This window comes from Streptomyces sp. G-G2 (assembly GCF_030063135.1).
Taxonomy (GTDB): Bacteria; Actinomycetota; Actinomycetes; order Streptomycetales; family Streptomycetaceae; genus Streptomyces.
Window position 1 is genome coordinate 17,949 of the sequence record NZ_JASISO010000051.1, and the last position, 25,815, is coordinate 43,763.

Annotated in this window: 25 protein-coding genes; 15 read left to right on the top strand and 10 right to left on the bottom strand. The window is 70.8% G+C overall.

Annotated elements, in window-relative coordinates:
• Positions 1-2: 2 nt before the first annotated feature.
• The gene (gene tap / locus QMF80_RS31185) at positions 3-2,258 is read right to left on the bottom strand and encodes a telomere-associated protein Tap (protein WP_283459372.1); all 2,256 of its coding nucleotides are present in this window, start codon (positions 2,256-2,258) and stop codon (positions 3-5) included.
• A gap of 174 nt (positions 2,259-2,432) precedes the next feature.
• On the opposite strand from tap, the gene QMF80_RS31190 reads away from it, so the two are divergent.
• Complete coding sequence (locus QMF80_RS31190) at positions 2,433-3,149, top strand: hypothetical protein (RefSeq protein ID WP_283459374.1); 717 nt, start codon at positions 2,433-2,435, stop codon at positions 3,147-3,149.
• Between the two features lie 70 nt (positions 3,150-3,219).
• Here QMF80_RS31190 and QMF80_RS31195 read toward each other — a convergent pair whose 3' ends face one another.
• The 9 genes from QMF80_RS31195 to QMF80_RS31235 form a co-directional block, all read right to left on the bottom strand.
• Complete coding sequence (locus QMF80_RS31195; protein ID WP_283459376.1) at positions 3,220-3,594, bottom strand: hypothetical protein; 375 nt, start codon at positions 3,592-3,594, stop codon at positions 3,220-3,222.
• A 42-nt stretch (positions 3,595-3,636) separates the two neighbouring features.
• The gene (locus QMF80_RS31200; protein ID WP_283459377.1) at positions 3,637-4,794 is read right to left on the bottom strand and encodes a protein kinase domain-containing protein; all 1,158 of its coding nucleotides are present in this window, start codon (positions 4,792-4,794) and stop codon (positions 3,637-3,639) included.
• A gap of 128 nt (positions 4,795-4,922) precedes the next feature.
• A complete protein-coding gene (locus tag QMF80_RS31205; RefSeq protein ID WP_283459379.1) occupies positions 4,923-5,810 on the bottom strand; it encodes a DciA family protein in 888 nt (295 codons plus the stop codon).
• A gap of 9 nt (positions 5,811-5,819) precedes the next feature.
• Positions 5,820-7,274, bottom strand: a complete 1,455-nt coding sequence (locus QMF80_RS31210; RefSeq protein WP_283459381.1) for a helix-turn-helix domain-containing protein — start codon at positions 7,272-7,274, stop codon at positions 5,820-5,822.
• A 933-nt stretch (positions 7,275-8,207) separates the two neighbouring features.
• Positions 8,208-8,477 carry a helix-turn-helix transcriptional regulator gene (locus QMF80_RS31215; RefSeq protein WP_283459382.1) on the bottom strand — a complete coding sequence of 90 codons (270 nt, stop codon included), beginning with the start codon at positions 8,475-8,477 and terminating at the stop codon, positions 8,208-8,210.
• A gap of 479 nt (positions 8,478-8,956) precedes the next feature.
• Positions 8,957-9,424, bottom strand: coding sequence for a deaminase (locus tag QMF80_RS31220; RefSeq protein ID WP_283459384.1), 468 nt, complete (start codon positions 9,422-9,424; stop codon positions 8,957-8,959).
• On the bottom strand, positions 9,424-10,104 hold the full coding sequence (locus tag QMF80_RS31225; RefSeq protein ID WP_283459386.1) for a RibD family protein: 681 nt from the start codon (positions 10,102-10,104) through the stop codon (positions 9,424-9,426). The genes QMF80_RS31220 and QMF80_RS31225 overlap by 1 nt, the downstream gene beginning before the upstream one ends.
• The gene (locus QMF80_RS38445) at positions 10,104-11,540 is read right to left on the bottom strand and encodes a helix-turn-helix domain-containing protein (protein ID WP_502962960.1); all 1,437 of its coding nucleotides are present in this window, start codon (positions 11,538-11,540) and stop codon (positions 10,104-10,106) included. Before QMF80_RS38445 ends, QMF80_RS31225 begins: the two co-directional genes overlap by 1 nt.
• Before the next feature lie 120 nt (positions 11,541-11,660).
• On the bottom strand, positions 11,661-12,977 hold the full coding sequence (locus QMF80_RS31235) for a GNAT family N-acetyltransferase (RefSeq protein ID WP_283459390.1): 1,317 nt from the start codon (positions 12,975-12,977) through the stop codon (positions 11,661-11,663).
• Positions 12,978-13,338: 361 nt separating this feature from the next.
• Here QMF80_RS31235 and QMF80_RS31240 point away from each other — a divergent pair, with 361 nt between their 5' ends.
• The 14 genes from QMF80_RS31240 to QMF80_RS31305 all read left to right on the top strand — a co-directional run bounded on the left by QMF80_RS31240 (position 13,339) and on the right by QMF80_RS31305 (position 25,751).
• The gene (locus QMF80_RS31240) at positions 13,339-14,190 is read left to right on the top strand and encodes a hypothetical protein (RefSeq protein WP_283459392.1); all 852 of its coding nucleotides are present in this window, start codon (positions 13,339-13,341) and stop codon (positions 14,188-14,190) included.
• A 167-nt stretch (positions 14,191-14,357) separates the two neighbouring features.
• A complete protein-coding gene (locus tag QMF80_RS31245) occupies positions 14,358-14,567 on the top strand; it encodes a hypothetical protein (RefSeq protein WP_283459394.1) in 210 nt (69 codons plus the stop codon).
• 253 nt (positions 14,568-14,820) lie between these two features.
• On the top strand, positions 14,821-15,117 hold the full coding sequence (locus QMF80_RS31250) for a WhiB family transcriptional regulator (protein ID WP_283459396.1): 297 nt from the start codon (positions 14,821-14,823) through the stop codon (positions 15,115-15,117).
• 205 nt (positions 15,118-15,322) lie between these two features.
• The gene (locus tag QMF80_RS31255) at positions 15,323-15,517 is read left to right on the top strand and encodes a DUF5999 family protein (RefSeq protein WP_283459475.1); all 195 of its coding nucleotides are present in this window, start codon (positions 15,323-15,325) and stop codon (positions 15,515-15,517) included.
• 88 nt (positions 15,518-15,605) lie between these two features.
• Positions 15,606-15,788 carry a hypothetical protein gene (locus QMF80_RS31260; RefSeq protein ID WP_283459398.1) on the top strand — a complete coding sequence of 61 codons (183 nt, stop codon included), beginning with the start codon at positions 15,606-15,608 and terminating at the stop codon, positions 15,786-15,788.
• Positions 15,789-15,905: 117 nt separating this feature from the next.
• Positions 15,906-16,292 (top strand): hypothetical protein, encoded by a 387-nt coding sequence (locus tag QMF80_RS31265; protein ID WP_283459400.1) that lies wholly within the window; start codon positions 15,906-15,908, stop codon positions 16,290-16,292.
• Between the two features lie 179 nt (positions 16,293-16,471).
• A complete protein-coding gene (locus QMF80_RS31270; RefSeq protein ID WP_283459402.1) occupies positions 16,472-16,843 on the top strand; it encodes a hypothetical protein in 372 nt (123 codons plus the stop codon).
• A 138-nt stretch (positions 16,844-16,981) separates the two neighbouring features.
• Positions 16,982-19,552 (top strand): hypothetical protein, encoded by a 2,571-nt coding sequence (locus QMF80_RS31275; protein WP_283459404.1) that lies wholly within the window; start codon positions 16,982-16,984, stop codon positions 19,550-19,552.
• Between the two features lie 191 nt (positions 19,553-19,743).
• On the top strand, positions 19,744-20,241 hold the full coding sequence (locus tag QMF80_RS31280) for a hypothetical protein (RefSeq protein WP_283459405.1): 498 nt from the start codon (positions 19,744-19,746) through the stop codon (positions 20,239-20,241).
• Positions 20,238-20,474, top strand: a complete 237-nt coding sequence (locus tag QMF80_RS31285) for a hypothetical protein (protein WP_283459408.1) — start codon at positions 20,238-20,240, stop codon at positions 20,472-20,474. The genes QMF80_RS31280 and QMF80_RS31285 overlap by 4 nt, the downstream gene beginning before the upstream one ends.
• Positions 20,475-21,055: 581 nt before the next feature.
• Positions 21,056-22,870, top strand: a complete 1,815-nt coding sequence (locus QMF80_RS31290) for an ATP/GTP-binding protein (protein WP_283459410.1) — start codon at positions 21,056-21,058, stop codon at positions 22,868-22,870.
• A gap of 16 nt (positions 22,871-22,886) precedes the next feature.
• Positions 22,887-23,303: a conjugal transfer protein TraB gene (locus tag QMF80_RS31295; RefSeq protein WP_283459412.1), complete on the top strand. Its 417-nt coding sequence runs from the start codon at positions 22,887-22,889 to the stop codon at positions 23,301-23,303.
• Between the two features lie 79 nt (positions 23,304-23,382).
• Positions 23,383-25,485: a chromosome segregation protein ParM gene (locus QMF80_RS31300; RefSeq protein ID WP_283459414.1), complete on the top strand. Its 2,103-nt coding sequence runs from the start codon at positions 23,383-23,385 to the stop codon at positions 25,483-25,485.
• A gap of 77 nt (positions 25,486-25,562) precedes the next feature.
• Complete coding sequence (locus tag QMF80_RS31305) at positions 25,563-25,751, top strand: hypothetical protein (protein WP_267828204.1); 189 nt, start codon at positions 25,563-25,565, stop codon at positions 25,749-25,751.
• Positions 25,752-25,815: the final 64 nt, after the last annotated feature.

The window sequence follows — 25,815 nt, forward strand, 5'->3', positions numbered from 1 at the left end:
CCCTACTCCCCGTTGTCCTTGTCGGTGAAGGTGCCGTCCTTGATGTACCGGGCGAGGTTGAGCTCAGGGGCCTTGTGCTGCTCCCGGGCTCCCTCTCCCCAGAGCGTGGTCTGGGTGCCCTCGTGCTTCACCAGGCCGGGGTTGACCCCGAGCTTGAAGCCGCCCGGGAGCGGCTTGCCCTCGCGGTAGGGCAGGAAGTCCAGCGGGCTCTCGCCGTCGACGGCGTAGACGACGCAGTCGGACAGGATCGCCACCGGGTACTGCCCGGTGAACGCCGCGTGCTTGACCATCTTCCTGTGCAGGTTGATCCGGGTACGGGAGATGACCGCCGCGCGGATGTCGGGCCGCCACGTGGGGCGCTCCAGGGCCCGCCACCGCTCGCCGGACGTCCAGCCCTCGCCGCGGGGCCGCTCGCGCAGCTTCCCCAAGCCCCCCTTCACCGTCGCCTTGACCGCCGAGACGACGATCGCCATCTGCGGGTCGCGGCCCTTGTAGCCGTCCATCGCCGCGAGGAAGTCCTCGGGCGTCAGGTCGGCGTCGACACCGAGGTCGGCCATCGTGGCGAGGTAGGCGTCGCGCAGCCGGGCGTACCAGCCGTCCAGGTAGCGGCCGTTCTCGTACCGGACGTACGCCTCGGTCGGCGTCACGTCGTACCCGAGCTCCTGGGCGTAGGCGATGGTCGGCGTCGCGTACCAGGCCGGTCCCGTCGGACGGTCGCCCTTCGGCGTGAACGGGGAGGGCAGCAGCGCGCCGTCCAGCTCCGCCCACTCCTTGCCGACCTTCACCCGCGACAGGTCGACGTGGGACAGGTCGACCAGCCAGCTTCCCGGGAGCTTCGGGTCGAACACCGGGTTCTTGACGTGCGTGTGCTCACCGAGGCCGACGACCAGCCCGTTCGCTCCGGCGGCGAACGCCATGTTGACGTCCAGGCCCACGAGGTGGCTGCGCAGGCACTCGTCGTCGGTCAACGGGCGCGCCCAGTCGTATGCCTCCTCGAACAGCTTCTCCTCCGGCCCCCTCACGTGGAAGCGCGGCAGGTCCGCCAGCAGCGGGTGCCCGTCGGGGGCCTCGCACGGCGCGCAGTCCACCGGGTCCACGCCCAGCGACCCGGGCGTCTTGCCATCGGCCCGCCGCATGACGCCGGTCTCCTCATCCCGCACGGCGTAGGTCGGCGGGTGCAGGGCGGTCATGAGCTCGAGGCCGGTCACCGCAGTGGAGCCGCGCGGCGTCATCACCCGGGCCGCGTAGGCGCCCAGGACACGGGCGAGCTCCGCCGGCGGCAGCTGCCCGGCGGCACCCCAGAAGCGGGGGTCCAGCGCGTTCCACGACGGGATGCACAGCTGGACGCACTGGCGGTCGGAGCCCTGGGCGGGGCGGTAGATCCGAGCCCACGGGCCGAACCCGCGCTTGGTGAGCTGCCAGTCGGCGCGGGTCAGCTGCTTGATGACCTTGTGGCCCTCCGGGATCCGCCCGGCGATCCGCTCCTCCTCGGTGAGGCCGACGGGCAGGCCGTAGCGCTCGCACGCGGCCGCGGTGAGCACGATCAGCGGGTCGGCCAGCCTGCCCGGACCGGACAGCTTCGGCTGTCCGAGCTTCGCCTCCTTCAGGGTCCAGTCCACCAGGGACGGCAGGCTCTTGGCGGGCACGTCCAGGACCAGGCCGCCGACGCAGTACGCCAGCACCTTCCCGTCCTCGACGTCGACGACCGCCAGCGGTCCGTTCTCGAACCGCGGATCCGTCTCACCCACCGGGGCCCCGGCGGAGGTCGCGGCCGGGGCCGCCTTCTTCGCGCCGGGGCGGCGCGACGTCGACGTCGGCCTGGTGGTGGGCGCCGGACCCGGAGCCGCCGCTGGAGCAGCGGCGGCAGGGGCGGGGGTGGTGCTGCTCTGGGTGTTCTCGGTTGCAGTCATGTCCGCAGCCTCGGGCGCCGGACCTGTGGACAGAGGCCGCGCTTCCGCCGGGGCGGGCACGGCGGTGAACGTGGCGGGCACCTCAGCGGCAGAGACGGTGGCAGCCGCGGCGGGGTAGAGCTCCGCGAGCTGCGCCAGCAGCCGGGCGTACGCGTCGCGCTCCGGCGGCCGCGGCTCCGTCTTGCCGGACTCCCACCCGGACACCGTGGCCCGGCGCACCTTCAGCGCGGTGGCCACTTCGTCGATCGTCAGGCCGTGCGCGGCCCGCAGACGCTTGCGCTCCGCCGGGGGCGGAAGCGTGGAACGGGACGCGACCAGCGCGTCGACCGCATCGAACAACTCGGACATGGGTTACCTCCTGACGACACTCTACCCCATGGAACGTACGAAGTGCGTACGTTCGCCGTACGAATTGCGTACGGAGCGAGTTCGGGGGCGATCGGGAGGGCGTTCTGGCCGGTGTAGTGGCTGGTTCTGGTGATCCGCCAGCCCGGCCGGGTCCGGCTCAGTACGGTGCCGAGCATGGCCAAACGAGGGAAGACCCGCAGCGGCTCCACCCCGCCGCAGCCCGTGACCAGCAAGCGCGTCATCGAGGGCTGGCAAGGCCCCGAGGGAGGGCGCATCCGGCTTGCTCAGGCGGGCGAGGAGGCCGCCGTGCAGGATCTGATGGCCGCCGCGGGAGCGCGGCTGGACCAGCCGGCGGCCGACCAGTTCGGCGGTGAGCTCGCCGTGGCGCTGTGCGCCGGGCTGACCGGGCAGGAGGCGTGGATCAGGGCGATGACACCGCTGCTGGTGCAGAGGACGTACCTCGACGCGATCCCCGGGCTCTCCCTGGTCCTGGTCGCGGAGGACAAGGCCGGCGACATCGTCGGCGCGGCGTACTCGATGCCGCCGATGCCCATCATGAACGGCGCCCAGCAGCAGGGATTCCCTCCCGAGCAGCTGATGTCCATTCCCATCGCCCTCGCCAAGCTGGCCGGCCTCAGCGTCACGGAGAAGGCCCGCGGCGCCGGATGGGCCACCCACCTGCTCAAGCGCACCGTGCAGGTCTACGAACAGCTCGACCTGCTCCTGTTCTACGGGCAGTGCCCCGTCGGCTCCGGCCTGGACCGCTTCTACCAGCAGCGCGGCTTCACGCCGCTCGCCCCGCAGGAGAAGCTGGACCTGGCCCCGCTCAGCCTGCCCTTCGGCATCGACCCCGGGCCCGGAGAGCAGCTCTTCGTCCGCTGGAAGCGCTGAACGGCCAGCAGCCGTACCGCGCGACCCCGACCAAAGCTCCACGAACCGAAGGTCGGCGCCTGAGCTCTGCTCAATCCGCAGTCCGGCGGTCGTCGTCCAGGTGGCCCATGGCGTAGCCGTGCTCATCCGGGTGACGGGCCAGGCGCGCCATCACCCACGCGGTCCGGGCGTCCATTCCCTCGCCGAAGTCGGCGGCCAGGCGCCGCGCCTGCCACGTCGTACGCGGAGCGAGCACCCACCGCACGAGCGGGAAGCGGACGCGGCCGGTGCCGGCTGTCGTCCGGCCCGCCCCGCCGGGGAGGTCTTCGGAGGCGGGGCTGGGGATGTTCAGGTCGGTCACGATCGCGAGTCTGGTGACGGCCCGGGGCGCCGCGAGGGTGATCAGGTTGGAGATCACCGAAACGGGCGGCGCCGCATCCCCGGAGTTGACGCCCGCCTCCCACATCGACGACGTCCTCGCCCGCCGCTCCTGATCGGGCCGGACTATTCAGTCGGTGTTTGCACCCTCGACCCGAACGACGACAAACAGGTCCCCCGGCTCCCCACCGTTCCTACCGGGCCAGCCCAGACCTCTGAGTCGCAGTCGCTGCCCGGGCCTTACTCCTGGCGGAATCCGGATCCGGTGGGCAGTTTCTGCAGAGACCTCGCCGGTTCCTCGACAGGACTCGCAGTCCGGTGCGACGTCCGCGTCGGCTGTGGAAGCGCAGTCCGGGCATGGGCTCCGGTCGGTGAGGAGAAGCTTTGTGACTGCACCGAAGGCCGTGATGCGAGGGCTCACGGCGGATCGGACGTACCTGTCCGGCCCGCGGGTGGGCAAGTCCTCGTCGAAGTACCGCCGGTCAATCTCGCGCAGGGCAAGCATGACCTCGAAGGCGTCGGCGGGGCGGTCGTCGGGGTTCTTGGCCAAGAGTCGGGCTACGAGTGCCACCAGTTCCGGCGGGGTGGCGAGCCGAAGTTTGAGCAAAGGGGCTGGCTGCTCGTTGAGGTGCTGGTTGATCAGATGCCAGGAGGTCCCGGGGAAGGGCGGCTGCCCGGTGATCATCTCGTAGAGCACGCATCCGAGCGAGTACAGGTCGGACCGGTGGTCGAAGGCGCCGTTGAAGCACTCGGGTGCCATGTAGGCCGGGGTGCCGATCAGGACGCCGGTGGTGGTGATGTCGTGTCTGGCGTCGTTGCTCTTGGTGATGCCGAAGTCGACGACCGTTGCTTTGCCGCTGGAGCGGACAACGATGTTGGACGGCTTGATGTCGCGGTGGGTCAGGCCTGCCTCATGTGCGGTTCCCAGAGCGTCGGCGACACAGGCTGCTGTGCGCACGAGCTCGGGCAGGGGTAGTCGCCCGCCTTTCAGTAGCACGCTGAGCGGCTCTCCGCGAAGGAGCTCCATCACCAGGTAGGCGTACAGCCGCCCGTCGTGTTTCGCGGAGCCGAAGTCGTGCACGGTGACGATGTGCGGGTGGGACAGACCGCCGGCGACCGCAGCTTCGCGGGCGAACCGGGCCACCTGCCGGTCGCTGTTCGTGCCGCCGTCCTCGCTGAGGACCTTGACCGCCACCAGCCGGTCGACCTTGGGGTCGTGTGCCTTCCAGACCTGCCCGAACCCGCCCGCGCCGATCGGTCTGATCAGCCGGTAGCGGCCGTCCAGCACGGTCCCTTCCTGCACGACTCCCCCTCCGGTGGTCACCGCGACGCACGGTGTCTACCAGGCGTGTACCCGTCACGCTACGCCGCAGGAACCACTTGCGGCAGGGAACTTCGTCGGGCGTCATCAGCTGGTCAAGCGGTGGTGCGCAGCGGAAGGGGCGCGTTGGGGACCAAGGCGGCCGTTCCGGCCTGCCGGGCGGCACGTTCCGCACGGGCCCGCCGGAGGGCGGCCGCCTCGGTGGCGGCGGCTTCACGGCGCCGCTGAAGATGGGCAGCGTTGATCGGGGCCGGCGCATCGTCGACCGCAACCTCCGTCTCCGGAAATACCCTCCGGCTGTGCTCGCGCATCGCCCTGGTCTGCCGTTCGATCGCCTCGGTGACGCCCGAGCGGACGTGTTGGGCACGCGGGACGGCCTGGTGGGCGGTGAGCGCCCGGTGGAAGCCGGGCGGGGCCATGTCGCGGGTCTTCACCGGCGTCTCGGGCGCGGTCGCAGCCTTGGGGGCGGTAGCCGCCTCACGGGGCGCCGGGGTCGTGGCGCCCACGGCCAGGACGCGGACGGTGCAGACCGCCTGGGTGCCGGCCGCGTCGTTCGCCGCGGCGACGATCCGGGAGCTGATCAGGCGCAGCTGCGTGGCGTACGCGGGCGAGTCCGGGCGCAGGTCCAGCTGTCCGGTCTCCGCGTGGAACGCGACAGCGGTGACGTGCACGGCGAGCTTCGGGGAGAGGCCGGCCGCGATGTCCGGCCACTGGTCCAGGATGCTGCCGCCGGCGGCCGGGACGTTCCAGGCGCGGTCGGCCATCAGGCCCTGGAGCACGGCGGCGAACCCGGTGGGCTCCCGGCCATCGACCCGGGCCGTTGTGGCGCGGGCTCGGCGCTTCGTCTTGCGGGTGCCGCCCTCGCCGCGGGCCTTGGCGGCCTCGCGCGCCTGGTGCAGCGCCACCCGGGCCAGGTCGACGCCCGACAGCTCCGGGGCCGGCTGCTCGCTGCTGCTGGGGGTGGTGTTCAGGGTCTCGGTCATCACGGCCTCCTACCGGCGTCCGACGGTCATCAGCGAGGTGCCGCTGACCAGCTTGCGTACGCGCTGCACCAGGTCAGCGCCGTAAATCTGCTCAGCGGCGGCCGGGCCGAGGGTGTCGAGCGTCATGACGACCTGGTCGGGCCTGCCGAGCATGAACTCCTGCCAGGCCACGGCCCGGAACTCCTTGAGCTCCTCCTCGCCGGGCACGTCAGGGCCGGTCTCGCTCGCGTCCTGGTGGCCGTCCGGGAGGTCGTACTGCGGCTGCTGGGGAGCGAACGCCTCAGCGACCATGCGGCGGACCGCCATGCTGCGCGGGGCGTGCCAGGCGCCCTCCCACTCCTGGTGGCGGGCCTTCTCCGCGCGGCGGGAGTCCCGGTACGCCTGGACAGCGCGCTCGCGGCCTTCCTCGGTCGGCCACAGGGCCACCGCACCGGCCAGCCGCCCGGCGAGGAACCCGGACGGGCGGTGCACGGTGCCGGGGGCGTCGCCGCAGTCGAGGAACGCGATGACCTGGTTGGCCGTCCAGCCCGCGTCCGAGACCTCCTTGAGGATCCAGGCGATCCGGGGCACCGCAGCGCGGCCCATCCACGGAACCTGCCGGATCAGCTCCGAGGCCAGCTGGAAGCGGCGCCCGACCGCGTTCAGCTTCCGGCTGCCGCGCTTGACCTTCTTCGGGGTGGGGGAATCGCTCTGCCCGCTTGCGAGCTTGCTCTCAGGGGGGAAGGAAGTAGTACCCGCAGAGGAAGACCCAGAGGAACCCACCTGCATTGGGGTGCAACGGACCTCACCCGAAACAGCCGTCACAACCCCCTGCTCAGCCCCCTTCCGAACCCCCTTCGCCGGGGCCTTCGAGCGCGGCTTGCGGACCTTCCGCGACGCCTTCCTGGCCAGCTTCGCCATCAGCTCCCGGCCGGCCTCCGCGATCCCGGTCATCGCCCGCGTGTACTCCGGAGCGGTGTCGTCCCGCAGCACCGTGCGGATTCCCAGCGCGACGTCGAACGCGGGCGGGATCATCCGCGCGAACTCCGACGCCTGCGCCGACTCACCGCGGACCCGAGTGCCTCGTACGACGTACGCGAGCAGCCCGGCCTCCCTCAGCATCCCCAGGTGGTACTCCACCGACCGCTCTGACAGCCCGGTGCGGCGCACCAGGTACTCGATGCCCGGACGGCACGGGAACAGCTGGGCGAGCTCCTGGGCGACGCGCACCGTCGTCACGCCGAACGCGCGAGGGCCGTGCGACCGGTGCCGCCGCGGCTTGTAGAGACCGGACCCGGCGACCCAGTGGACCGCCTGCATCCAGGAGTAGCCCTCGAGGGCGATCCGGCCCTCCGACGTCGACAGCCACTGGGACGACTCCGGCACGAACAGGCCGGGCAACACGTCGACCGCGCCGTCGACCGGAGAGCCGGAGGTACGCGGGGAGGGGATCAGCACGGCGGCCGGTGCCGCCACGGCGCTCACCGGCCCACCGCCACGACAAGGCGGTGAGCGGACACGGACAGGCAGGCGCGAGCGATCATCCCGGCAGCCTCGGAGATTTCCCCTGTGGACAGAGTCCGGAGATCAGCGGCGGACCTGTGGACAACGAGAGGGGACCGGCGAGAGCCGTTCGACGCAGCTGCAGACGCCGCAGCTGCGCTCCGCGGCCCCACCCCGAAGGCGCCGCAGTTGTAGCTTCCTACCGGAAACCCCTCTTCCTGTACGAACCGCTCAAGAGGGGAGAATCCGGGCGCGAATCCCGTCACGCGGGACGATCGCCAGACCTGAACCGGGGTGAATCGGGCAGAGCCAAGCTGACAGAGGGACACGAGATCAGGCACTATGAAGAGACCAACTTCCATATGCGTGGACTGACCGAGCCCCTAGCGGGGCTGGGGCAATCCGTTCGTGTGGATGTGTGGGCGCCCCCTCCGTGAGGAGCGGGCGACGGACGAAGAACCAGAGGCGGCTTCCTTGCTTGCTTCCTTGTGGTGACTCGGACGGGTAGTGCGGACAGCCCTCGGGCTGGACGTGGTGCGGACGGCTTTTGGGCCGGTCGTGCGGAGTTCCGTTGGCCCTGCCAGGGGCCGGTGGGACGGTGCGGAAGCTCCCTGCCAGGGGAGCGACTGCGGTACTGCTCGGTCCTCGCGGACCGGTGGTGCGACCCGCTTTCCAAGGCGGGGTACTGCGATATGTGAAGACCAGCTCGCTGAGCTGGAGCCCAGAACCGGTGCCAACCGGGGACTGGGCGGGCCGACCTGGTTTATGAGACCGGGCGGCGAGACGGGCCGCGCGAGGCCGAAGTGGATTTCCAGTCCACTTTTTTGGCGCGCGCGGCCGATGGCCTAGGTCATCCCGACCCCCTCGATACCGAAGGCGGAGTCGGCGAACCCGGAAACGGCCGGGACTGTGAAGTCATCCCTCATCGGAGGCCCCCTCGACGGCGGCATCCGGATACTTCACGGCCAGCCTCCGAAGGAAATGTGCGTACGCGAGTCGATTCCCTCGGTGAGGCTGGGCGGCGCCGGCTTCCCAGCGCACGATCGCCAACCGCTTGACGCCGATGGCCTCGGCGACTTCGGCCTGGGTGAGGCCGGCGGCGAGCCGGAGCTTCCTTCGGGCCTTGAGCGTGGGGAGGGTGTCCTCCTCCACCAGGGCGTCAATTCGCCTCAGCGGATCAGACATCGGGACCTCCACCGTAGGGGATGATTCCCCAAAACATACATGGCCCGGACGATCTTCGCTAACGAGAACGAGCGTGTTGCCGCACGAGATACCGACCGACCCCACCCGACTCCCCACCCCTCGCCGATGACCGTTCCGTTCCTGACGTGAGAACGCGCAGGTAGAACCTCTTGGTGCCCCTGAAGCGGAACAGATTTCGAGCGGCAGTTCCAGCGCTCGCCGACTTGTAATTCCGCCCTTCCCGCCTGACGGGAAGCGAGCTCGTGAACCGTCCCGCCACACGGGACGGGGAGCGAACGCGGCGAGTGTGGCACGTGATCTGACGCGGTGTCTGGTGACATTGGGGGGTGACACTTGGATGTCACCCCCCAATGTCACCCCCCTTGTCCCCGCCTTGCGCGGTCCCCAGCAAGACGGCGCGAGGACACCGTTCTTCACGGCCTGGCTGCCAGGCGAACCGATCACGTCCAGCTGCTCCGTCATGCAAGGTCCCCCAGGTGCGCGTTGACCGACTTGGCGGACTTGGCCAGCTCGTGCAGTTCCACGACCACGACCCCGGCCTCCACCAGCTGCTCGTAGCCGACGCAGTCGTCGACGAACAGGCTCGGCTCGCGCCAGGCGATGGCCACCCGCGGAATTCCGGCGGCGAGGATGCGCTGCGCGCACGGGGTACGCGGCGAGTGCCGCTGGGAGCAGGGCTCCAGCGTGCTGTAGATCGTCGCCCCGGCGAGGCGCGGGTCACCCGCGGGCAGCTTCGCGAGCGCGGCCTCTTCCGCGTGCTCGTGCGGGTCGGCCTCCCGGGAGTAGCCGGAAGCGAGCTCGCTGCCGTCCTCGCCGACGATGACCGCGCCGACCGAGTAGGCACCTTCGGCCGGTGGGCACAGCGCGGCGAGGTCGATCGCGCGCTGCATCCAGCGCAGGTCCTGGTCTCGGTCGGGCGCGTACATCAGCCGCGCTCCTTCGGGGCGTAGCGGACGAAGACCACGTCGTCGATCGCCCGGACTTCCAGCACTTTCATCCGGGCCGTCGAACCGCCGGGGTAGTCGGCCGTGCCGAGGAAGCGGGCCGCCTCCGGCTGACCGACCAGCAGCGGCGCGATGGCCAGGTGCACCTCGTCGGCCAGGTCTGCGGCCATCAGCTGGGTGTGGATCGTGCCGCCACCCTCCACCATCAGCTGCCGGACGCCGCGGCGTCCGAGCTCATCGAGGACCAGGCCCCAGTCGAGGTCCGGCCCGACGCTGACGACGTCGGCGAGATCCCCGAGCGTCGCGCGGACCTTCTCCACCGCGCTGTCGACGGTGACGACCAGCTTGTCGCCGCCGTGGTGCCAGAATTTGAGGTCGGCAGCCAGGTCCCCGGTGCGGGTGACCGTGACCTTCAGCGGGTAGGCCGGCTTGCCGTCGGCGACGCGCTGAGCACGGCGCTCATCGCTGTTGACCAGCAGCCGAGGGTTGTCCCGGCGCATCGTGTTCGCGCCGATCAGGATGGCATCGGACTCCGCGCGGACCTGGTCGACGCGGTCGAAGTCGGCGGCATTCGACAGGCGCAGCCGCTCGGGGCTGGTGTCGTCCAGGTAGCCGTCGACCGACGTGGCGGCGGACAGTACGACGTACGGGCGGGCGGTCATCAGATCAGGTCCGTTTCAGTCTCGTGGACGAGGGTGGCGTCGAAGGCGGTGCGGAATTCGCCGACCTCCGCGACGCGCTGCCAGGGGATCAGGGCCTTGTCGAGGCGGGCGAGTTCGTTGGTGATCCGGCCGGAGCCGGTGTCCTCCGCCACGGTCAGCGCGTACATGCCGATCGCGGCGGCCTGCTCCGGGGCGCGGGCGCCGGCCAGGGACACGGCCTGCCGCGCCATGTAGACGCCGCGGTCGCGGTGGTAGCCGTCCGGCATCATGCCGATCGCGGCGGCGTACCCGTCCGCGGCCTCATCGTGCTTGCCGAGAGCCTCCAGGCCCTGGGCGCGGTGAACTTCCAGATACGACGCGTTCAGCCACACACCCCACGGGGTGGGGTCGGAGGCCACGCCATCAAGGGCATTGCGGACGTCGTCGATCGCACGCTCACTCTCGTCAGCATCGCCGCGCAGCGCATGCCCGTACGCCTCGTACGTGCGCGCCACGGCGGCGAGCCGGCTGCGCGGCCGCGCCATGCCCTGAGCAGCCTCCGCGAGGTCGACCACGTCGACCAGGTCCGCGACGTCACCGGCCAACTGCGCCTTGCGGGCCATCACGTACGTGGTCAGGTCCTGGTCCCCGACCGTTTGTGACCACTGCATCGCCCGGTCCAGCCAGAACGACGCGGCCTTCGGATTACCGAGGTCCTGGTAGAGCCAGGACAGGAACTCGCCGTACTGCGTCTGGAGCTCCATCAGGTCGCGCCGGTCGACGCCCTTCGCGTCCCGGCGCAGCTCCTGAATGACCTGGATGTGGTCGCGCGTCGCGCTGACCGCATGCCGGGGCCCGAGCAGGTTGTCGTTGTCGATCAGCAGACGGCGGGTACGACGCAGGTGCTCCACCGGCGTCGATCCGTACGTCGACGCGGCCCGTGCCCTACGAACGAGACCGGGCACGACACCCGAGTCCGCAGCAGCCGGCGAACCCGCGCCGACCGCAGCAGCGGCTCCCAGCCCCGCCCCCGTGCGCAGCAGCGCACGCCGATTCATAGCCACCCAGACCACCGACCCATCACGTAGACGACATGGGACCGAGATCCCCTCACCGTCCGACGCTGCCTGGTCAGCCACCGCCAAGGCCAGGCCGACCGATGACTTGGCCACATGAACGGGCGGATTGGCCACATGGCCACGCTCGTCACCGATCCGCTCCCAGAGGCGGAGCAGCATCCCGCTGGCGCCCAGAGCGGCGTCCAGGATTGCCGCCTGAGTGCGGTCGGCCATGCGCTCCGCTCGCTCGAATCGCCCCAGGTGAGCGTGGTCGATGCGGGTCGGCTTCGAGAGTTCGCGGAGGCTGAGGCCCCGCGAAGTCCGGAGCTCGCGCAGCTGGTAGCCCCAGTTGTGCAGGGGGGACACCCAGGGCGTCAACTCCCTCGGTTTCTGCGCCATCCCGCCCCAATCCTGTGGCTGATGTGGCCAGTCCGCCCGGCCACATGTCAGATCTGGAACTTGCAGCTCCTCGGGACTAGAACCGAGTCATCGGGTTCTTGAGTCCAGCGAGGGGGTTGATCAGTGATTGCTTTCGGTCCGAACAACGAGCTGCGGCCCTGTCCTACGGCTGTAGCTGGAGGGGCGTTGGAACAGGGCGCCGCTGCTTCGGTCGGCTGCTTCGACGGTCCGAACGTGCGTGAAGCCTCGGTCGGTGTAGTACTTCTGCAGCCCCTCGTTGGAGCGCCAGGCGTCCAGGCGCAGCAGCTGTTTGCCCTGGCTCGTAGCGTGCTGGCCCGCCCAGTCGAGCATGGCCGAGCCGAGGTCCAGGCCCGACACATCGCGGCGTACGACCATGCGGTGCACGTAGAGCGCCGGCTCGGCAGCCTCATCGGGACTCCAGAAATCCGAGTCGGCGTGCTCATCGACCGTGATGGTGGCTACGGGCGTTCCGTCGACTTCGACGATCCAGCACTCGCCGCCCGCGATGTTGGCCTCGATGCGGTCTTCGCGGGGCGGGTACTGCCACTGATCGATGCCTCGCTCACTGAGCCACGAGGCGGCGTGTTCCCACAGGTCAACGACGGTGCGCAGATCGGTGGCAACGGCCTGGCGGATTATCGGTGCAGCATCAAACTGGGGGCGGCTGCGCTCGTAGGTGATGACGTGTCGGTCGCCGGGCAGCACATTGACCACGACGCGGACCGGCCTGCCGTCCTTGGTGAACCCGGTGCAGAGATGGACTGCTACGGGCGTGCCGGGACCGAGCTGCAGACGGTCGGCTTCCTCGGGAGTCGGCATCCGCACCTGGATTTCGTCCAGGGCGCGGACCTGCTCGTATCCGAGCTCCGACAGGACGACGTTCGCGCCGCGGGCGATGTCATCCGGATTCATGATCTCGCTGTTCTGGACCAGCGCGAGCGGGAAGTGGGAGTCGTTCGTGTTGTAGGGGACCCCGTCCACGAAGCGAACACGGCGCCGGACGACAACCAGCTCGCCCTCCCCCAGATGGAGGCGCTCCCGCACTTGCCGAGACGGCGCTTCTACCTGCACTTCGATGTGCTGGCTGGCCTCGCGCCCTTCCTCGGACATCTGCGTGAGGAACTGGTCCATCTCGGGGGACAGGGGGCGCTTTCGGAATTCGCCTTGTGGCCGGTAGACCATCGGACGCCGACTGCGAACGAAGTACCCCCGCGGGCGGTCGCTGATGATCAAACCTTCGTTGACCAGCAGTTTCAGACCCTGCACGGCGGTCGAACGGGTCGTGTCCCACTCGGCTGCGATCTCGGCCTCAGTCGGCAGCCGGTCACCCGGAACCAGCGTCCCTTCGGTGATCTGGGCGCGGAGTTTGTCCGCGATGCGCTGGTAGAGGGCTCGGGCCCTGCCGCTGACTGCCATGGGAGATGTCTACATGCCCGGGAATGACTAGTCAATCTAGCCGAAGGGGCTTGACCCCACGTCGCACAGCGTGCATGCTTCATTGCGTCGGGCATTGAGTAGTCAATCTAAGTCTACTAGCTAAAGAGCCCGTCGCTTGACCGCATCAGAGATCAACAGCAGGAAGTCACCGCCTCTTCGGGGGCGGGGCAGTGGGGTGAGCCGAGCTCCCCCGGCCAGGCCCCTGTACCGAATAGCTCGACCCGATCCACCCCGACGGCGCTGCTGCGCTGTCTGTCCGCCAGGACCAACCTGCCGAAAGGCTGGCCTGGCGCGGCAGAGAAGGCAGCCCCCGCACCCACACCCTCGTCAGGAGGATTCGATGCCCCGCATTCGTCCCGGTCGTAACCGGTCCAAGAACACCAACCGCCGTGCGGCGCTGCTGCTCAGCAAGATGGCCCCGGAGGACTTCAACGTCCGTCCGGGCGAAGTGAAGTCGATCGCCTGCCCCGACTGCCGCACCTGGCGCCGGATCATGGGCGACAAGGTCCTCAAGATCCGCGAGCACTGCGTCTCCGACAAGGTCGCGGAAGGCGAGAAGCACGCCCTCTGCCCCGGTACCGACCAGGTCGTGGAAATCGACATCGACGTTCGGAAGTGGCAGGTCGAGCAGGACCGCCTGCTGCGGGACGCGATGCCGCAGGACAATCGGCGCGCGGCGCAGCAGTTCTACAAGCCGCTTCCGGCCCCGGCCACCCCGGTCTCCCGGATGAACGCGGAGATTACGTTGGAGTCGGCCCGGCAGGCATACCTCACCCACCGCACCCGCAGTGTGGGCCTGGGACGGAGCGCTGCCGGACCGCAGGGCTGCATCCGGTGCATCGGCAAGGAGCACTGCACGGATGGCCGCGTCCTGGCCCGCCGGTACGTCCTCGCCCTCCAGGAGGAGCCCGCCCGCCGCGAGGCCCGCGAGCAGCTGGAGCGCCAGGAGCAGCGCGCCACGCGGAAGCAGACGGCGCCGGCCGTCCGCAAGGCGCAGTGGGCCAAGCGCGGCGGCGAGGCAGTCGAGAAGGCGAACAACTCCTGCGCGGAGCGGATTTCGGGATCGCTCTCCGAGTTCCGCGGCCCCGGCCTTCCCAAGGAGCCGGAGCACCTGGAGCGGCACGACCGGCGGCAGGCGGAGCTGGGCGAGCACTACGCCGCCCGGAAGGCCGCGGCCTCGTCGGCGGCCTGACCCGCACACCGAGACGAACGACCACGGCCCCGGCTGCCCCGCTTCAGGAGGGGGCGGCCGGGGCCGTGGCTGCTCGTACAGCAGTCGACTCCCCAACTGGGGAGTGATCGTGACAGCCCATGGGATTGCAGCCCTCGGACTGTCCAGGACCTGACTCGGAGGACCTGATGCCCAGCATGACACGCACCATCCCCGCCCCGTCGAACGGCCTCTACGACGACATGGAGGACGCCGACAACCAGGGCGGCCCGGAGCGCGACGAGACCGACGCCTTCCACCGCCTGGTCCGCCACCTGGTGGCCGACGGCGACTCCCGCGCCGCGAAGGCCGGCCGCCGCGCCCGCCGCACCCTCGCGCAGATGGGGGCGACCCGATGAACGCCGTCACCAGCCTGACCGACGCGGAGCGCGCTGAGCTCTCGCGCAAGAACGCTGAGCAGAACAAGCGGTCGGAGAACACCGGCCGCTGACCGATCCCCCGGCATTGCCCGTCGTCCCCGCGCCCACACGGGCGGGGCCGGCGGAGAGCGTCGGGAGCTCACCCCCGCTCCGGCCGTCCGGCCGCCACCAACGCAAACAGCCCCGGGGATGCACCCCCGGGGCTGTCGTACGGACCTTCTGGGAGGCCCTGATGAACCGCTCCATCGTACGCACCCCCTACTACGGCGCCGACACCACCGACGTCATCGAGCACCCCCGCGCGGCCTGCACCAACGAGGACCCCGAGCTCTTCTTCCCGATCGGCGACACCGGCCCGGCGCTCCTCCAGGAGGAGGAAGCCAAGCGTGTCTGCCGTCGCTGCCCGCTGATGGAGTCCTGCCTCCAGGGCGCGCTGGAGCGGAACGAGAACCACGGCGTGTTCGGCGGACTGTCCGAGAAGGAGCGCCGCTCCCTCAAGCGCCGCGCGGCCCGCAACCGTGCCGCCTGACGGGAGCGGCGGGCAACTTCTGGCCCGCCCCGCAGTACCACCGCACAACGGCTGTCCGCACGGCGGGCGGCCGGCCCTTTCGCACGCCTCCAGCCCGGGACAATCCCGGGATTGCCTTCCTCCCCTGCAGGAGAGCCCCATGGAACGCAGCCTCCAGCTCGACACCGCGACGACCCCCACCAGCGCCTCCCGGATGCCGGACTCGCTGTGCACGCACACGCCGAAGTGCCCGACGGCCGCCAGCTCGGACCGCGAGGCCGCGCAGGTCGTGGCCGCTCACCACGAGCAGGGATGGAGCCTGTTGTGCAACGCCCTGGTGCTCTTCGAGGACACCGGGGAGCTGCTGCCCGACGGCCAGATCATCGCCCCGCACCGGCCCCTCGCCACGGTCGCGGCCTGACGGCTGCCCGATCCGCCCGCACCGGCCGCCAACTACGGCGGCCGGGTCGGGCGGTGACAGGGAGCCGGACAGTCCGGACCACGAAGGGATGGCCATGCGCGGAGACCGCATCACGCTCACCACCGACATCGAGGCGCTCGGCACTCGCCACCAGGCCGGGGCCCAGGGAACCGTCGAAGAGGTCCACACCGGCGGCCACCTCACGGTCCGCATGGACGACGGCAGCACCAACTTCCCCACCCGCGACGGGGTGACCCCCGCCTCGCAGTGACCCGACTGCCAGTTGCCTGATCCGCCCGCACCGACCGCCAACTTCCTGGCGGCCGGTGCGGGCGGTGACGGGGAGCCGGACAGTCCGGACCACCCCCCTCTACGACGGGAGTTCGTGATGGCCTTCGACATGATCAAGTTCGGTGGTGGCCGCTGGGTCAAGACCCACCCGAACAACGTTCACACGCATGGCTCGCTCGAGCCCGTGCTGAGCATCCTCGACGTGCGGGGCTTCGAGCTGCACGACCTGTTCCTGATCGGATTCAACGACTCCTGCGGCTCGATCGTGCTGCCCAGCGAGTCCCGGGCTGAGAACGCCGCCGCCGCGCTGGAGCCCGCTTACGAGACCCGGGTGCACCTGATGGGCCGCCGGGACGGCGAGGACGTGTGGGCGACCGACTACACCCGCCGCGCGCTGGACGGCACCACCCTGTCGGCCTTCATCACCGACCTCACGCTCAAGGACGGCCGCCAGGTCATCAAGGACGGCCGCTGGGTGCGCTGATGCGCGCCGGCCTGCCGACTGCCTTCCCTGCCTCCACCGTCGAACCAGACGGCGTCGCATGGACGACGGCCGCCACAACTTCCCCACCCGCGACGAGGTAACCACCGCTCAGCGGTGACCACTGCCAGTTGCCTGATCCGACCGCCCCACCCCGGACCACGAGAGTAAGAGGAGAGCACATGGCAGGGCAGCAGACGCAGACCACCCGACCGGCCGTCACCTACATCAAGGGCGACATCGTCCTGTTCCGCAACGTCGAGCGGTTCTGGCTCGGCCAGCCCGGCCACACCTTCGTCGGCCGGGTGGAGCGGTCCTGGACGCACGTCGACACCGGCAAGGTCCTCTACGACCTGACCGAACTGGGCAGTCTCAGCTACCGCGCGGGCATCGACCCCGACTACATGCGGCCCCTCCCGGCGACCGACGCGATGCACGACATCGACACGGCCCCGCTGAAGGAGACGGACACCGGGGTGATGACCCCGGCCGCCGTCGCCTGGCTGCGCCAGCACCTCGTACCGGATGCTGCCGCGCTGCCCGGCCGGCGCTGACCAGCCCAGCACAACGGCCCTCCGGGTCCCCGGCATTCAAGCTGCCGGGGCCCCGGAGGGCCTGGTCCACGACCCTACCCACCGCCGCAGATCCACGGTGCCCCTTCTCGGAGGCGCCCGGAAGAGAGAGGACATTCCGTGGCCACCAAGCCCGCCACCCGCCGCCGGCGCCCCGCGGCGAACCCGAAGCCCCGCAACGGGCGCGCCAAGGCACCGGCGACGCCGGCCTCCGTTCCCGCCCAGGCCGCCGCCCCCGAGGAGACGGTGCCGCTGGTCTTCCCGGAGGCCGACCCGGTCCTGGCCGACGCCGCCGACCGCGCCGCCGACCTCCGGGACCAGGCCGCCGACGACGTCGCGCGGATCCTCGCCGACGGCCAGGTGCTCGCCACCGAGCTGCTGGACGGCGCCCGCACCGAGGCGGCCTCGATCACCGAGGCCGCCAGCGCGGAGCAGTCCCGCATCCTGGCCGCCGCCGCGTCGGATGCCGACCGGGTCCGCACGGAGGCCGCCACCGCGGCGGCTGCCGACGCCGACCAGGTCCGCGCCGCCGCCGAAGCCACGGCGGAGCAGCTGCTCGCCGACGCGCGCCGCGACGCCGACACCGTCACGGCGACGGCGGCCAGTGAGGCCGACCAGGTCCTTGCCGGTGCCAACGCGGCTGCCGAGCAGCTGCTCGCCGACGCCCGCCGCCAGGCGCAGGAGGTCGCCGCCACGGCGGCCGCGCAGGCGGAGCAGGTCCGCACCGAGGCCGCACAGGCCGCGGCGCAGGCCCTCGCCGACGCGGAGACGGTGCGCACCGAGCTGCTGACGGCTGCGGAGCGCACCGCGGTGGAGACTCGCACCCGCGCCACCACCGACGCCGACCAGCTCCTGGAGCAGGCTCGGGGCGAGGCTGAGCGGCTGCGGGAGAGCGCGGGCGTCCAGGCCGCGCAGGTGAAGGCCGGGGCGGAGAAGGCGGCAGCCGAGCTGCGTGAGGACGCTGCCCGGGAGCGGGAGGTGTCCCGTGCGGATGCGGCGCGTACGCGGACGCTGGCCAAGGAGGACATCGGCCGGCTGCGGGCGACGGCGGCCGAGGACGCAGAGCGTCTGACCCGCACCGCCCGCGAGGAGGCCGACCGCATCCTGGCCGCCGCCCGCACCAAGCGGGACGCGGACCTCAAGGAAGCCGAGCAGGCCCTGGCACAGGCCCGGCTACGGGAAGCGGACGCGGACGTCACGCTGAAGGCCGCCGACGACATGGTGGCCGAAGCCGCCGCCCGGATGAAGCGCGCCACCGACCGCACGGAGCGGGCGCTGGAGCGCAAGCGCCTCAAGCTCGAGGCCAAGGGGGAGCGCCGGGACGCGAAGGAGGCCCGCAAGGCGAAGGTCCGGGAGCTGCGGGCCGCGGACCGCGCCGGGAAGCCGGCGGTGTCCGACCGCGTGAAGCAGTTCGTGAAGGTCAACGCGGAACGCCTGATGGTGATCGGTCCGATCACCGCCCCGATGGCCGTCGCGTGGACGGGACAGGCCGGGTTCGCTGAGGACATCCTCGGCTGGGTCGTCCCCTTCACGATCCTGTTCGCCGCCGCCTGGGAACTCAGCACGGCGTTCGTGGGCTGGATGTACCACCAGGCCCGCCAGGGCGGTGACGCCGGAACCCTCTACCGCGTCAGCACGTGGATCTTCGCCCTCGGGGCGGCGGTCATGAACTTCTGGCACGCGTCGGGGATGCCGGAGGAGGGCAGCCGGGTCTGGGACGCGAAGGCGGGGATCTGGACGGAGCAGATCACCTACTGGCACTTCACCCCGAAGGCGGTGGCTTTCGCCGCGATGAGCATCGTGGGGATGGTGCTGTGGGAGCTGTACGCCTCGCTGATCCACCGCCGCAAGCTCCGTGAGGACGGCAGGGTCGCCAAGGCCCGCCCGTCGATCGGGGCGGTCCGCTGGTTCCGCTACCCGGTCCACTCCTTCACCGCCTGGTCGCTCGCGATCACGGACCCGCGCCTGACCACGCTGGACCGGGCCTGGACCGCAGCGGGCGCGGAGCTCGCGGACCGCAAGGCGGCCCGGACCGGTCTGGCCCTGCACCGGGTCGTCGTTCCCCGCCTCGCGGTCCACGATCACGGACCGGCAGCCATCCCCACGGTCCTCACCCTGACCCGCATGGACCGGCCCGGACCGCTGGACAGCCTGGTTCCGGTCCGCCCGGTCCAGCACGGCGGGTATCCGGTCCGGTCCGGTCCGGGCGACCGGAACGCGGTCCACGGTCCGGTCCGGACCGCTTCAGCCACGGACCGGACCGGCGGACCGGCGCGCGCCCTGGAGGCCGGTCCGGCCGGACCGCAGGGCGCTGACCTGCTGACCGGGCCCGGTCCGGACCGTGGTCCTCGGACCGTGCCCGCCGCCCAGGGCCCGGCGGCCGGCCGGGGGGTGACGGTCTGGACCGCCGATGTCGCTCCCGGACCGCAGGAGCCGGACCGCACCGGACCGGCCGACCAGGAGGACCCGGAAGGTGTCTCCGGTCCGGACCGTGGCGAGGACGACGGTCCGGACCTCACGGTCATCACGCTCACGGACCAGGAGCGGACCGCGCTGGACCGGCTCCGGACCGATGGTGAGCCGCTGAACCGGGCCAACATCGCCAGGGCGGTCCGGACCGAGGGCGGCACCATCGCCACGGACCGCGCCGGACAGATCGCGGTCGCCCTCAAGCAGCACACGGTCCGCTGACCGGACCGCCCGCACGAGGCCCTGACACACAGCGCTACCAGTGGACCCGCCGGAAGGCCGGCGCGCCCGCATCGTCCGGCACACACCAGTGAGGGCCAGCCCGCAGGAAATCGGGCTGGCCCTCGCTGCGACTGCCGGAAGACAGTCGACAGCCCCCGAGCACAGCAGATCCGACCCCCACGGAGGACCCCGTGAGTACCGAAGACAACGGCCAGCCCTTCTTCGACGACCCGAACGCGGCGCTGCGTGAGATCGCGCAGAACCCGGCCGCCTACGCGCACTACCTCGCGGACTTCAACCGGGTCGTCCTGGACATGCAGGCCAAGCTGGAGATCCTCCAGCGCGAGGCCCGTGTGCACTGCCGCGGGACCCGCGTGGAGGGCGACAAGTGGGGCCAGGCTTTCCTGCGCTCCTTTCCGGTGGAAAGTTCCCTGAACGACGTTCTCAAGAACCTGAAGAACGTTACGGCGGGACTGGAAAAGAGCGCCCACAAGCGCCACGCCCACGACGAAAAGGTGAAGGAGGTCAAGAACAGCAGGAAGGAAAAGGCGCAGATCAAGGCGCGTAAAAACAATCCGACGCTCCAGGCCGCCCCGGAAACCCCGGACCAGCGGGGTACGCAGAGCCCGAATTCGGGGTATGGTGCTCCCACGTCGATTTACAACCTGGACCGCAGGGAGTCGGCGTGAGTGCAGGTCGCCCGCTCACGAAAGCAGAGCGGAAGGCAATGAACCGTGCGGAACACGAGCGGCAAATCACACAGGATTTGATCGCGCAGCACGGCAAAGACCTCGGCACCTTCTACGCCTGGCTCCGGATTGTGAATATCCGAGGCACCCAGGCGTATCGCGACGGGAACACGGACTTCATCCGTGAGGCCGCGCTCGCCCTGCAGAACGTCTACAGCCGCCACTCCGGCTAGCTCACCGCGCCCCGTACGAAGGGCCGCTCCCGAACCTCGGGGGCGGCCCTTCGGCGACCCCAACGCGTGCCGCGCGTGTCGCGTGCCGCGCGTGGCGTGCGCGCGTGTACGCGAGGCCGATGCCGACTGTCAAGCCCAGGAGGAGGGGCCGCGTGTCCGACGACACCGAAAGCAACGTCATCAACCTCCCCACTCGGGGTGGCGATTCCGGCGGAATGCCGGAACTCCCCGATGCAGGGAGTCTGTTTTTCACTGAACCGTCCGGCGGAAGTGCGGACGGCGGTGGTTCTCCCGAGTCTCCGGAAGGGGCGGCCAGGGAAATGCCGCCCATTCGCGGCCCCATTTCCCCGGAAGTCGCATTGCGGGAAACGGGAATGCCTGATGCTCCGGATTTCGACGATGAGGAATACGAGGAAGGCGAATATGAGCAGCCTCGTTCTCTCGCCGATCGTCTCGGTGACTGGCTGGAGCTCCGTTTGGAAGTGGCGCGGGACCGGCACGCCGGTGAAGCGCCGTTCCGTGAGGCGGAAATAGCGCGCAAGGCCGCGCTTTTGGAAGCCCGTACCGCGCAGGAAACCGCGATGATGGAGCAGAACGCGAAGCTCCACACCGCGCAGATGAAAGCGAAGGGCGACAAGGCGGCGGCGCGTGGCAAGGCCGACGCGGCGCGGTCCTCCGGCTCCGGCCTGGGCGCCGACAAGGGCGGCCGCTCGAAGGCCGGCGGCGGGGGCGGCTCACGCGGAGGCGGCGGCAGCTCCAACGGCTCCGGCCGTGGCTCCGGCGGCTCTGGCCGCGGTTCCGGGGGCGGCACCTCCCCCAAGGGTGCCGGGAAGGGCTCTGATCGCCCTGCTGGCGGCGGCAAGGGCAGCCCGAAGGGCAATGAGTCGTCCGGGGGCCCGAAAGGCCGCCAGAACGGCGCTGGAGGCTCCGGTGCGGGCAAGCCCGGTACAGGCAAGGGCAGTTCGGGCGGCTCCGGCGGCAAGAACGGCTCGGGCAGCACCGGGACCGGCAAGGGCGGCTCGAAAGGTGAAGGCGGCAAGTCGAAGGATTCGCCCGCCACCAACCCCAGGGCGGAACGCGCCCGCGGCCGCCAGGAGCGCGCCGCCGCACGCCAGGCCGCCCGGCAGCAGCGGCGCAGTGCCAACCAGGCCGCCAACCTCGCCGACCGCAGCAAGGACCGCGACCAGGACCGCACCGCCGTCCAGGCGGCGCGCGAGGAACGCCGCAAGGTGAAAGCCGAACGGAAGGCCGCGGCACGGGCGAAGCGGGAGGCAGCCAAGGCCGCCGACGACCGCACCACCCTGGGCGCAGCCGTCCAGGAGGAAGCGCAGCGCCGCTGGGACAAGCGCCGCGCAGCGGAGAAGGACAAGGCCGCGAAGGACAGCAAGACCAAGGACGACACCGGCGACACCAAGGAAGCCACCGGCGACAAGGACTCCGAGGCCACGACCAAGAAGATGACCAAGGACGACCCCGAGAAGCCCGCAGACGGCTCGAAGGACGACTCCACGGCCGAGAAGCCGGACGACGACAAGAAGGACAGCGAGAAGCCGTCTGACGCCTCCGCAGACACGGACGCGAAGGACGACACCGGGACGGACGACGACTCCAAGCCCGACGACGTCAAGGACCCGCCGGACACCGAGGACAGCGACGACGAGCGCTCCTTCAAGGAGCGGATCAAGGACTTCTTCACCAAGGCCGGCGAGGACACCCCGCCCGAGCCGGAGGAGTCCGCGCGGCTTCGGCCCGAGGACCTCGGCGACATCACGGTGGACCGCCCCGGCGGCCCGACCCGGACCCCGCAGCCCGAACCGGCTGAGGACGACATCGAGGACGCGGTCATCGTCGACGACCCGTCCGACCCCTTCGGAGCGCACGTCAGCAGCCCGACAAGCCTCCCCCGCGCACCGGAACCCCACACCCAGCGCCCCGGCACCAGCCGACCCACAGCACAGGAGGACCCCGTGGCATCGGAGGTCAACAAGCCCGCGTCGGGCCAGACCGGCATGGCGGCCAAGCACCGCACCGACATCACCTTCGGCGAGTACCTGATGGAGATCGTGAACATCGCGATCGCCGCAGCCCTCGACAAGGACCGCGCCCAGGAGCTGGCCGTCGCGATCGGCAAGGTCGCCGACGCGCTGCGGGACATGGCGGCCGACCTGGTGGGCGACCACAACATCGCCACCGAGGTCGTCGACCAGATCACCGACCTGGCCGACGCCGCGGACCGCATGAAGCAGCTGGCCGAACGGTGCGCCACCGAATGCGAGATCGCCTCGGAGGGCGCCCGGATCGCCGCCATGTCGGTCGGCCGCGTCTACGGCCAGGACATCGACGCCATGGACGACGCGGGCCTGGCCACCGCCTCCTCCGCCGCCCACCACGACTAGAAGGAAGGGTCCGCCGATGAGCGACCTCGCACCCACCACCGGCGGCGGCGCCGCCGCCAAGACGGACGGCGACAACCGCTACAAGGCCGTCCAGCAGAAGCTCAAGACGCTGGCCACGGCCGTGGACCTGGCCGGCAACGAGCTCGAAGTACTGCTGCTCCGCATGCGCACCAACGCCCAGCGCTCCGAGGGCCTGGCCGTCGACATCGCCAACGCGGAGCTGGACCGCAAGTTCATCGAGATGACCAACCAGGTGTCCGTCGCCCTGGGCGGCGCCGCCGTCGAAGTGAAGAAGCTCCACGAGACGGCCCAGGAGGTCTCCGGCCTCGCCCACGACACGCGGCGCACCCACGCGCGGCTGTACGAGGGCCTGGACGACATCCGCTCCAGCCGCCCGGAGCGCACCCCCAAGCCGGGCTTCTTCGCCCGCTGACCCGACCCACCGAAACCCCTGATGGGCGGCCCGCCACGTAACGGCGGGCCGCCCATCGCCACACCCGAAGGAGAACCCCGTGTCCGTGCCGCGCAGCGTCGCCCTGGAGCGCACCTTCTACACCCTGACCGCCCCGGTCCTCGCCGCGGCCCCGAACCTCTTCGCCGACAGCCCCGTCAACACGGTCGTGCAGCTGGCGGGCGCGGCCGGTGTCGGCGGCTGGGTCCTGGCCGCCAAGAGCGACGACGCCGGTGCGGGACGCAAGATCCTGCGCTGGTCGCCGCTCGTGGCCGCCGCCGCGATCGACATCGCCGCCCGGAACACGATCGGCTGGGGCCCGTGGTGCCTGGACGGCATCCTCGCCGCCGGCTGGGCGACGGCCGGCCTGCTGGTGATGCCCTTCTCCCGGCACGCCCGCCGCCGTCACCGTCCCGCCCTCGCCGCCCCGGCCCCCGCCCCGCAGCTCCAGGCCGCACCCGAACCGTCCCTCGCCCAGCCGGACGACGGCGCCGACGCCTTCACCCGCCAGGTCCGCTGGCTGTGGGAGGCCCGCGGCCTGCCCGGCCGCACCATCGTCATCACGGCCACCCCGCACGCGGGCATGCCCAACGACCTGTCCCTGCTGCTGCGCTCCACCGAGGCCGGACGCCCGATCTCCAGCCTCACCCCGGAGGCCGTTGCCGCCGCTTTCGGTGTCGAGATCACCGACGTGCGGATCGAGGACGTAGTCCGGCAGTACGGGCGCGAGGGCGGCCCCGGCTGGAAGGAAGTCCACGTCACCCCCGACCTGAACGAGCGCCGCCGCAAGGCGCCCACCACCCACGAGTGGTGGGCCGACCGGATCGCCGGCGGGCCCGTGCCCGGCTCCGAGTTCATCAAGAAGATCCGCGATCACGAGCGCAAGGTCACCCACTACATCGCCCAGGTCCCCGACGAGCTGGGCGAACCGCGCGTCAACCAGCACTCGCTGGCCGCCGCGCTGAAGACCAAGTACGACGAAGGCCGGCTGTTCGTCACCATTGACGGCAGTCAGGTCCTGGTCTCCCTGTGGGACTCCAGCCCGCTCGCCCAGATCTTCCCCGCCACCAAGGAGCTGCTGACCCCGGACAAGGACGGCCGGTGGGTGACCGGCTACCTCGGCAACGGCCAGCCCGCCCGCAACCGCGTCTACACCGACCGGGGCGCGGCCCACGGACTGTTCGTCGCGCCGTCCGGCGGCGGCAAGACCCAGCTGATGGGTCTGCACGTCGCCGCCGACGCCCTGTTCGGCGCGGTGGTGTGGCTGGCGGCCGAAGCCCCGGACGAGAAGGCCGCCAAGCTCGGTGAGTACACAGACCGTTACGGCGTCGGCGCGCTCTACATGATCCGGCTCCTGCGCACCCTGGACGCGCTGATGGAGATCCGCGGTCAGATGGTGTGGGACGACGGCCGTGTCTACGACTGGGACCCCAAGCTGCCGGGCTGCCCCTACCGGATGCTGTCCGCCTACCTGGACGAGTTCCTCTCCGCCGCCCGCCACGGCGACTACGGCGCGGAGATCATGGACCTCGCCGAGAAGGTGTCGGTCAAGGGCCGCAAGTACGGCATCGGCCTCAAGGTGGCCGGCCAGTCCATCTACGTGCAGGACGGGTTCACGCAGCTTCTGTGCGAGAACTTGCGCGAGAACTGCATCCCCGTCGTCCTGAAGGTGGCGCCGAAGAAGGTCGGCGAGATGTTCAAGACCCTCGGCATCTCCTCCGAGAACACCCCCGAACCGCTCCCCCGCTCCTTCTCCCCTGCGGAGGCGGGCCGGATCGAGCGGGTGATGGCCGGAGAGCCCGAGCCGCCCGCCGACTCCAACACCGGCGGCGCCGGGTGGATCGTCGAAGCCAAGCAGCCCGAGGTGCTGCGCACGCTGTTCATGGACTTCAAGGCGGGCCTGGACGACTACTTCCCCGACGTCGTCGCCAGCCTCACCGACTACGAGATCCGAGAGCTCGAGGCGCGGGACCTGTGGTTCGACTGGGCCGAGCCGCCCCGGCCCGGCGAGTTCGGGCCCGAGCCCGATGACGAGGACGGGGACGAGAAGCCGAAGGAGGGCGGGGGCAAGCCGCGCGGCGGCGGGAAGTCCGCCGCGCGCCGCGACGCGGTCACCTCCCCCCGCCAGGCGCTGGAGGCCATCAAGAACCTCTCCGGCGTCTGACCCCACCCCGCACATCCCGCAGGGCCCGGCCGCATCCCGGCCGGGCCCTGCTCACACCTGACAAGGACACATCGCTCGTGGCCGTATCGATCTCCGTCGTCGTCCTGCTCGCCATCGTCGTGGTCGTCCTCATCCGAGGCGGCTCCGTACGCCTCTGGCACGCCCTGGCCTGCGCCGCCTTCGGCTTCTTCCTCGCCTCCACCGGTGCCGCGCCCTTCATCACCGAAGCGATCAGCGGCGTCACCGGCTGGATCTCCACCTTCTGACACCGCCCGGCCGTCGGCGTCGACGGCCGCCGCCCCCTGCACCTCCGACGCCTTCCGAGGAGCC

What these genes read in the sequence shown, in the direction of transcription:
- QMF80_RS31240 (WP_283459392.1), top strand. Translation starts at nt 13,339, where the DNA reads ATGCCCCGCATTCGTCCCGGTCGTAACCGGTCCAAGAACACCAACCGC.
- QMF80_RS31195 (WP_283459376.1), bottom strand. Translation starts at nt 3,594, where the DNA reads ATGTGGGAGGCGGGCGTCAACTCCGGGGATGCGGCGCCGCCCGTTTCG.
- QMF80_RS31225 (WP_283459386.1), bottom strand. Translation starts at nt 10,104, where the DNA reads ATGACCGCCCGCCCGTACGTCGTACTGTCCGCCGCCACGTCGGTCGAC.
- QMF80_RS31205 (WP_283459379.1), bottom strand. Translation starts at nt 5,810, where the DNA reads ATGACCGAGACCCTGAACACCACCCCCAGCAGCAGCGAGCAGCCGGCC.
- QMF80_RS31260 (WP_283459398.1), top strand. Translation starts at nt 15,606, where the DNA reads ATGGCCATGCGCGGAGACCGCATCACGCTCACCACCGACATCGAGGCG.
- QMF80_RS31215 (WP_283459382.1), bottom strand. Translation starts at nt 8,477, where the DNA reads ATGTCTGATCCGCTGAGGCGAATTGACGCCCTGGTGGAGGAGGACACC.
- QMF80_RS38445 (WP_502962960.1), bottom strand. Translation starts at nt 11,540, where the DNA reads ATGGCGCAGAAACCGAGGGAGTTGACGCCCTGGGTGTCCCCCCTGCAC.
- QMF80_RS31270 (WP_283459402.1), top strand. Translation starts at nt 16,472, where the DNA reads ATGGCAGGGCAGCAGACGCAGACCACCCGACCGGCCGTCACCTACATC.
- QMF80_RS31295 (WP_283459412.1), top strand. Translation starts at nt 22,887, where the DNA reads ATGAGCGACCTCGCACCCACCACCGGCGGCGGCGCCGCCGCCAAGACG.
- QMF80_RS31265 (WP_283459400.1), top strand. Translation starts at nt 15,906, where the DNA reads ATGGCCTTCGACATGATCAAGTTCGGTGGTGGCCGCTGGGTCAAGACC.
- tap (WP_283459372.1), bottom strand. Translation starts at nt 2,258, where the DNA reads ATGTCCGAGTTGTTCGATGCGGTCGACGCGCTGGTCGCGTCCCGTTCC.
- QMF80_RS31220 (WP_283459384.1), bottom strand. Translation starts at nt 9,424, where the DNA reads ATGTACGCGCCCGACCGAGACCAGGACCTGCGCTGGATGCAGCGCGCG.
- QMF80_RS31290 (WP_283459410.1), top strand. Translation starts at nt 21,056, where the DNA reads ATGATGGAGCAGAACGCGAAGCTCCACACCGCGCAGATGAAAGCGAAG.
- QMF80_RS31235 (WP_283459390.1), bottom strand. Translation starts at nt 12,977, where the DNA reads ATGGCAGTCAGCGGCAGGGCCCGAGCCCTCTACCAGCGCATCGCGGAC.
- QMF80_RS31245 (WP_283459394.1), top strand. Translation starts at nt 14,358, where the DNA reads ATGCCCAGCATGACACGCACCATCCCCGCCCCGTCGAACGGCCTCTAC.
- QMF80_RS31250 (WP_283459396.1), top strand. Translation starts at nt 14,821, where the DNA reads ATGAACCGCTCCATCGTACGCACCCCCTACTACGGCGCCGACACCACC.
- QMF80_RS31190 (WP_283459374.1), top strand. Translation starts at nt 2,433, where the DNA reads ATGGCCAAACGAGGGAAGACCCGCAGCGGCTCCACCCCGCCGCAGCCC.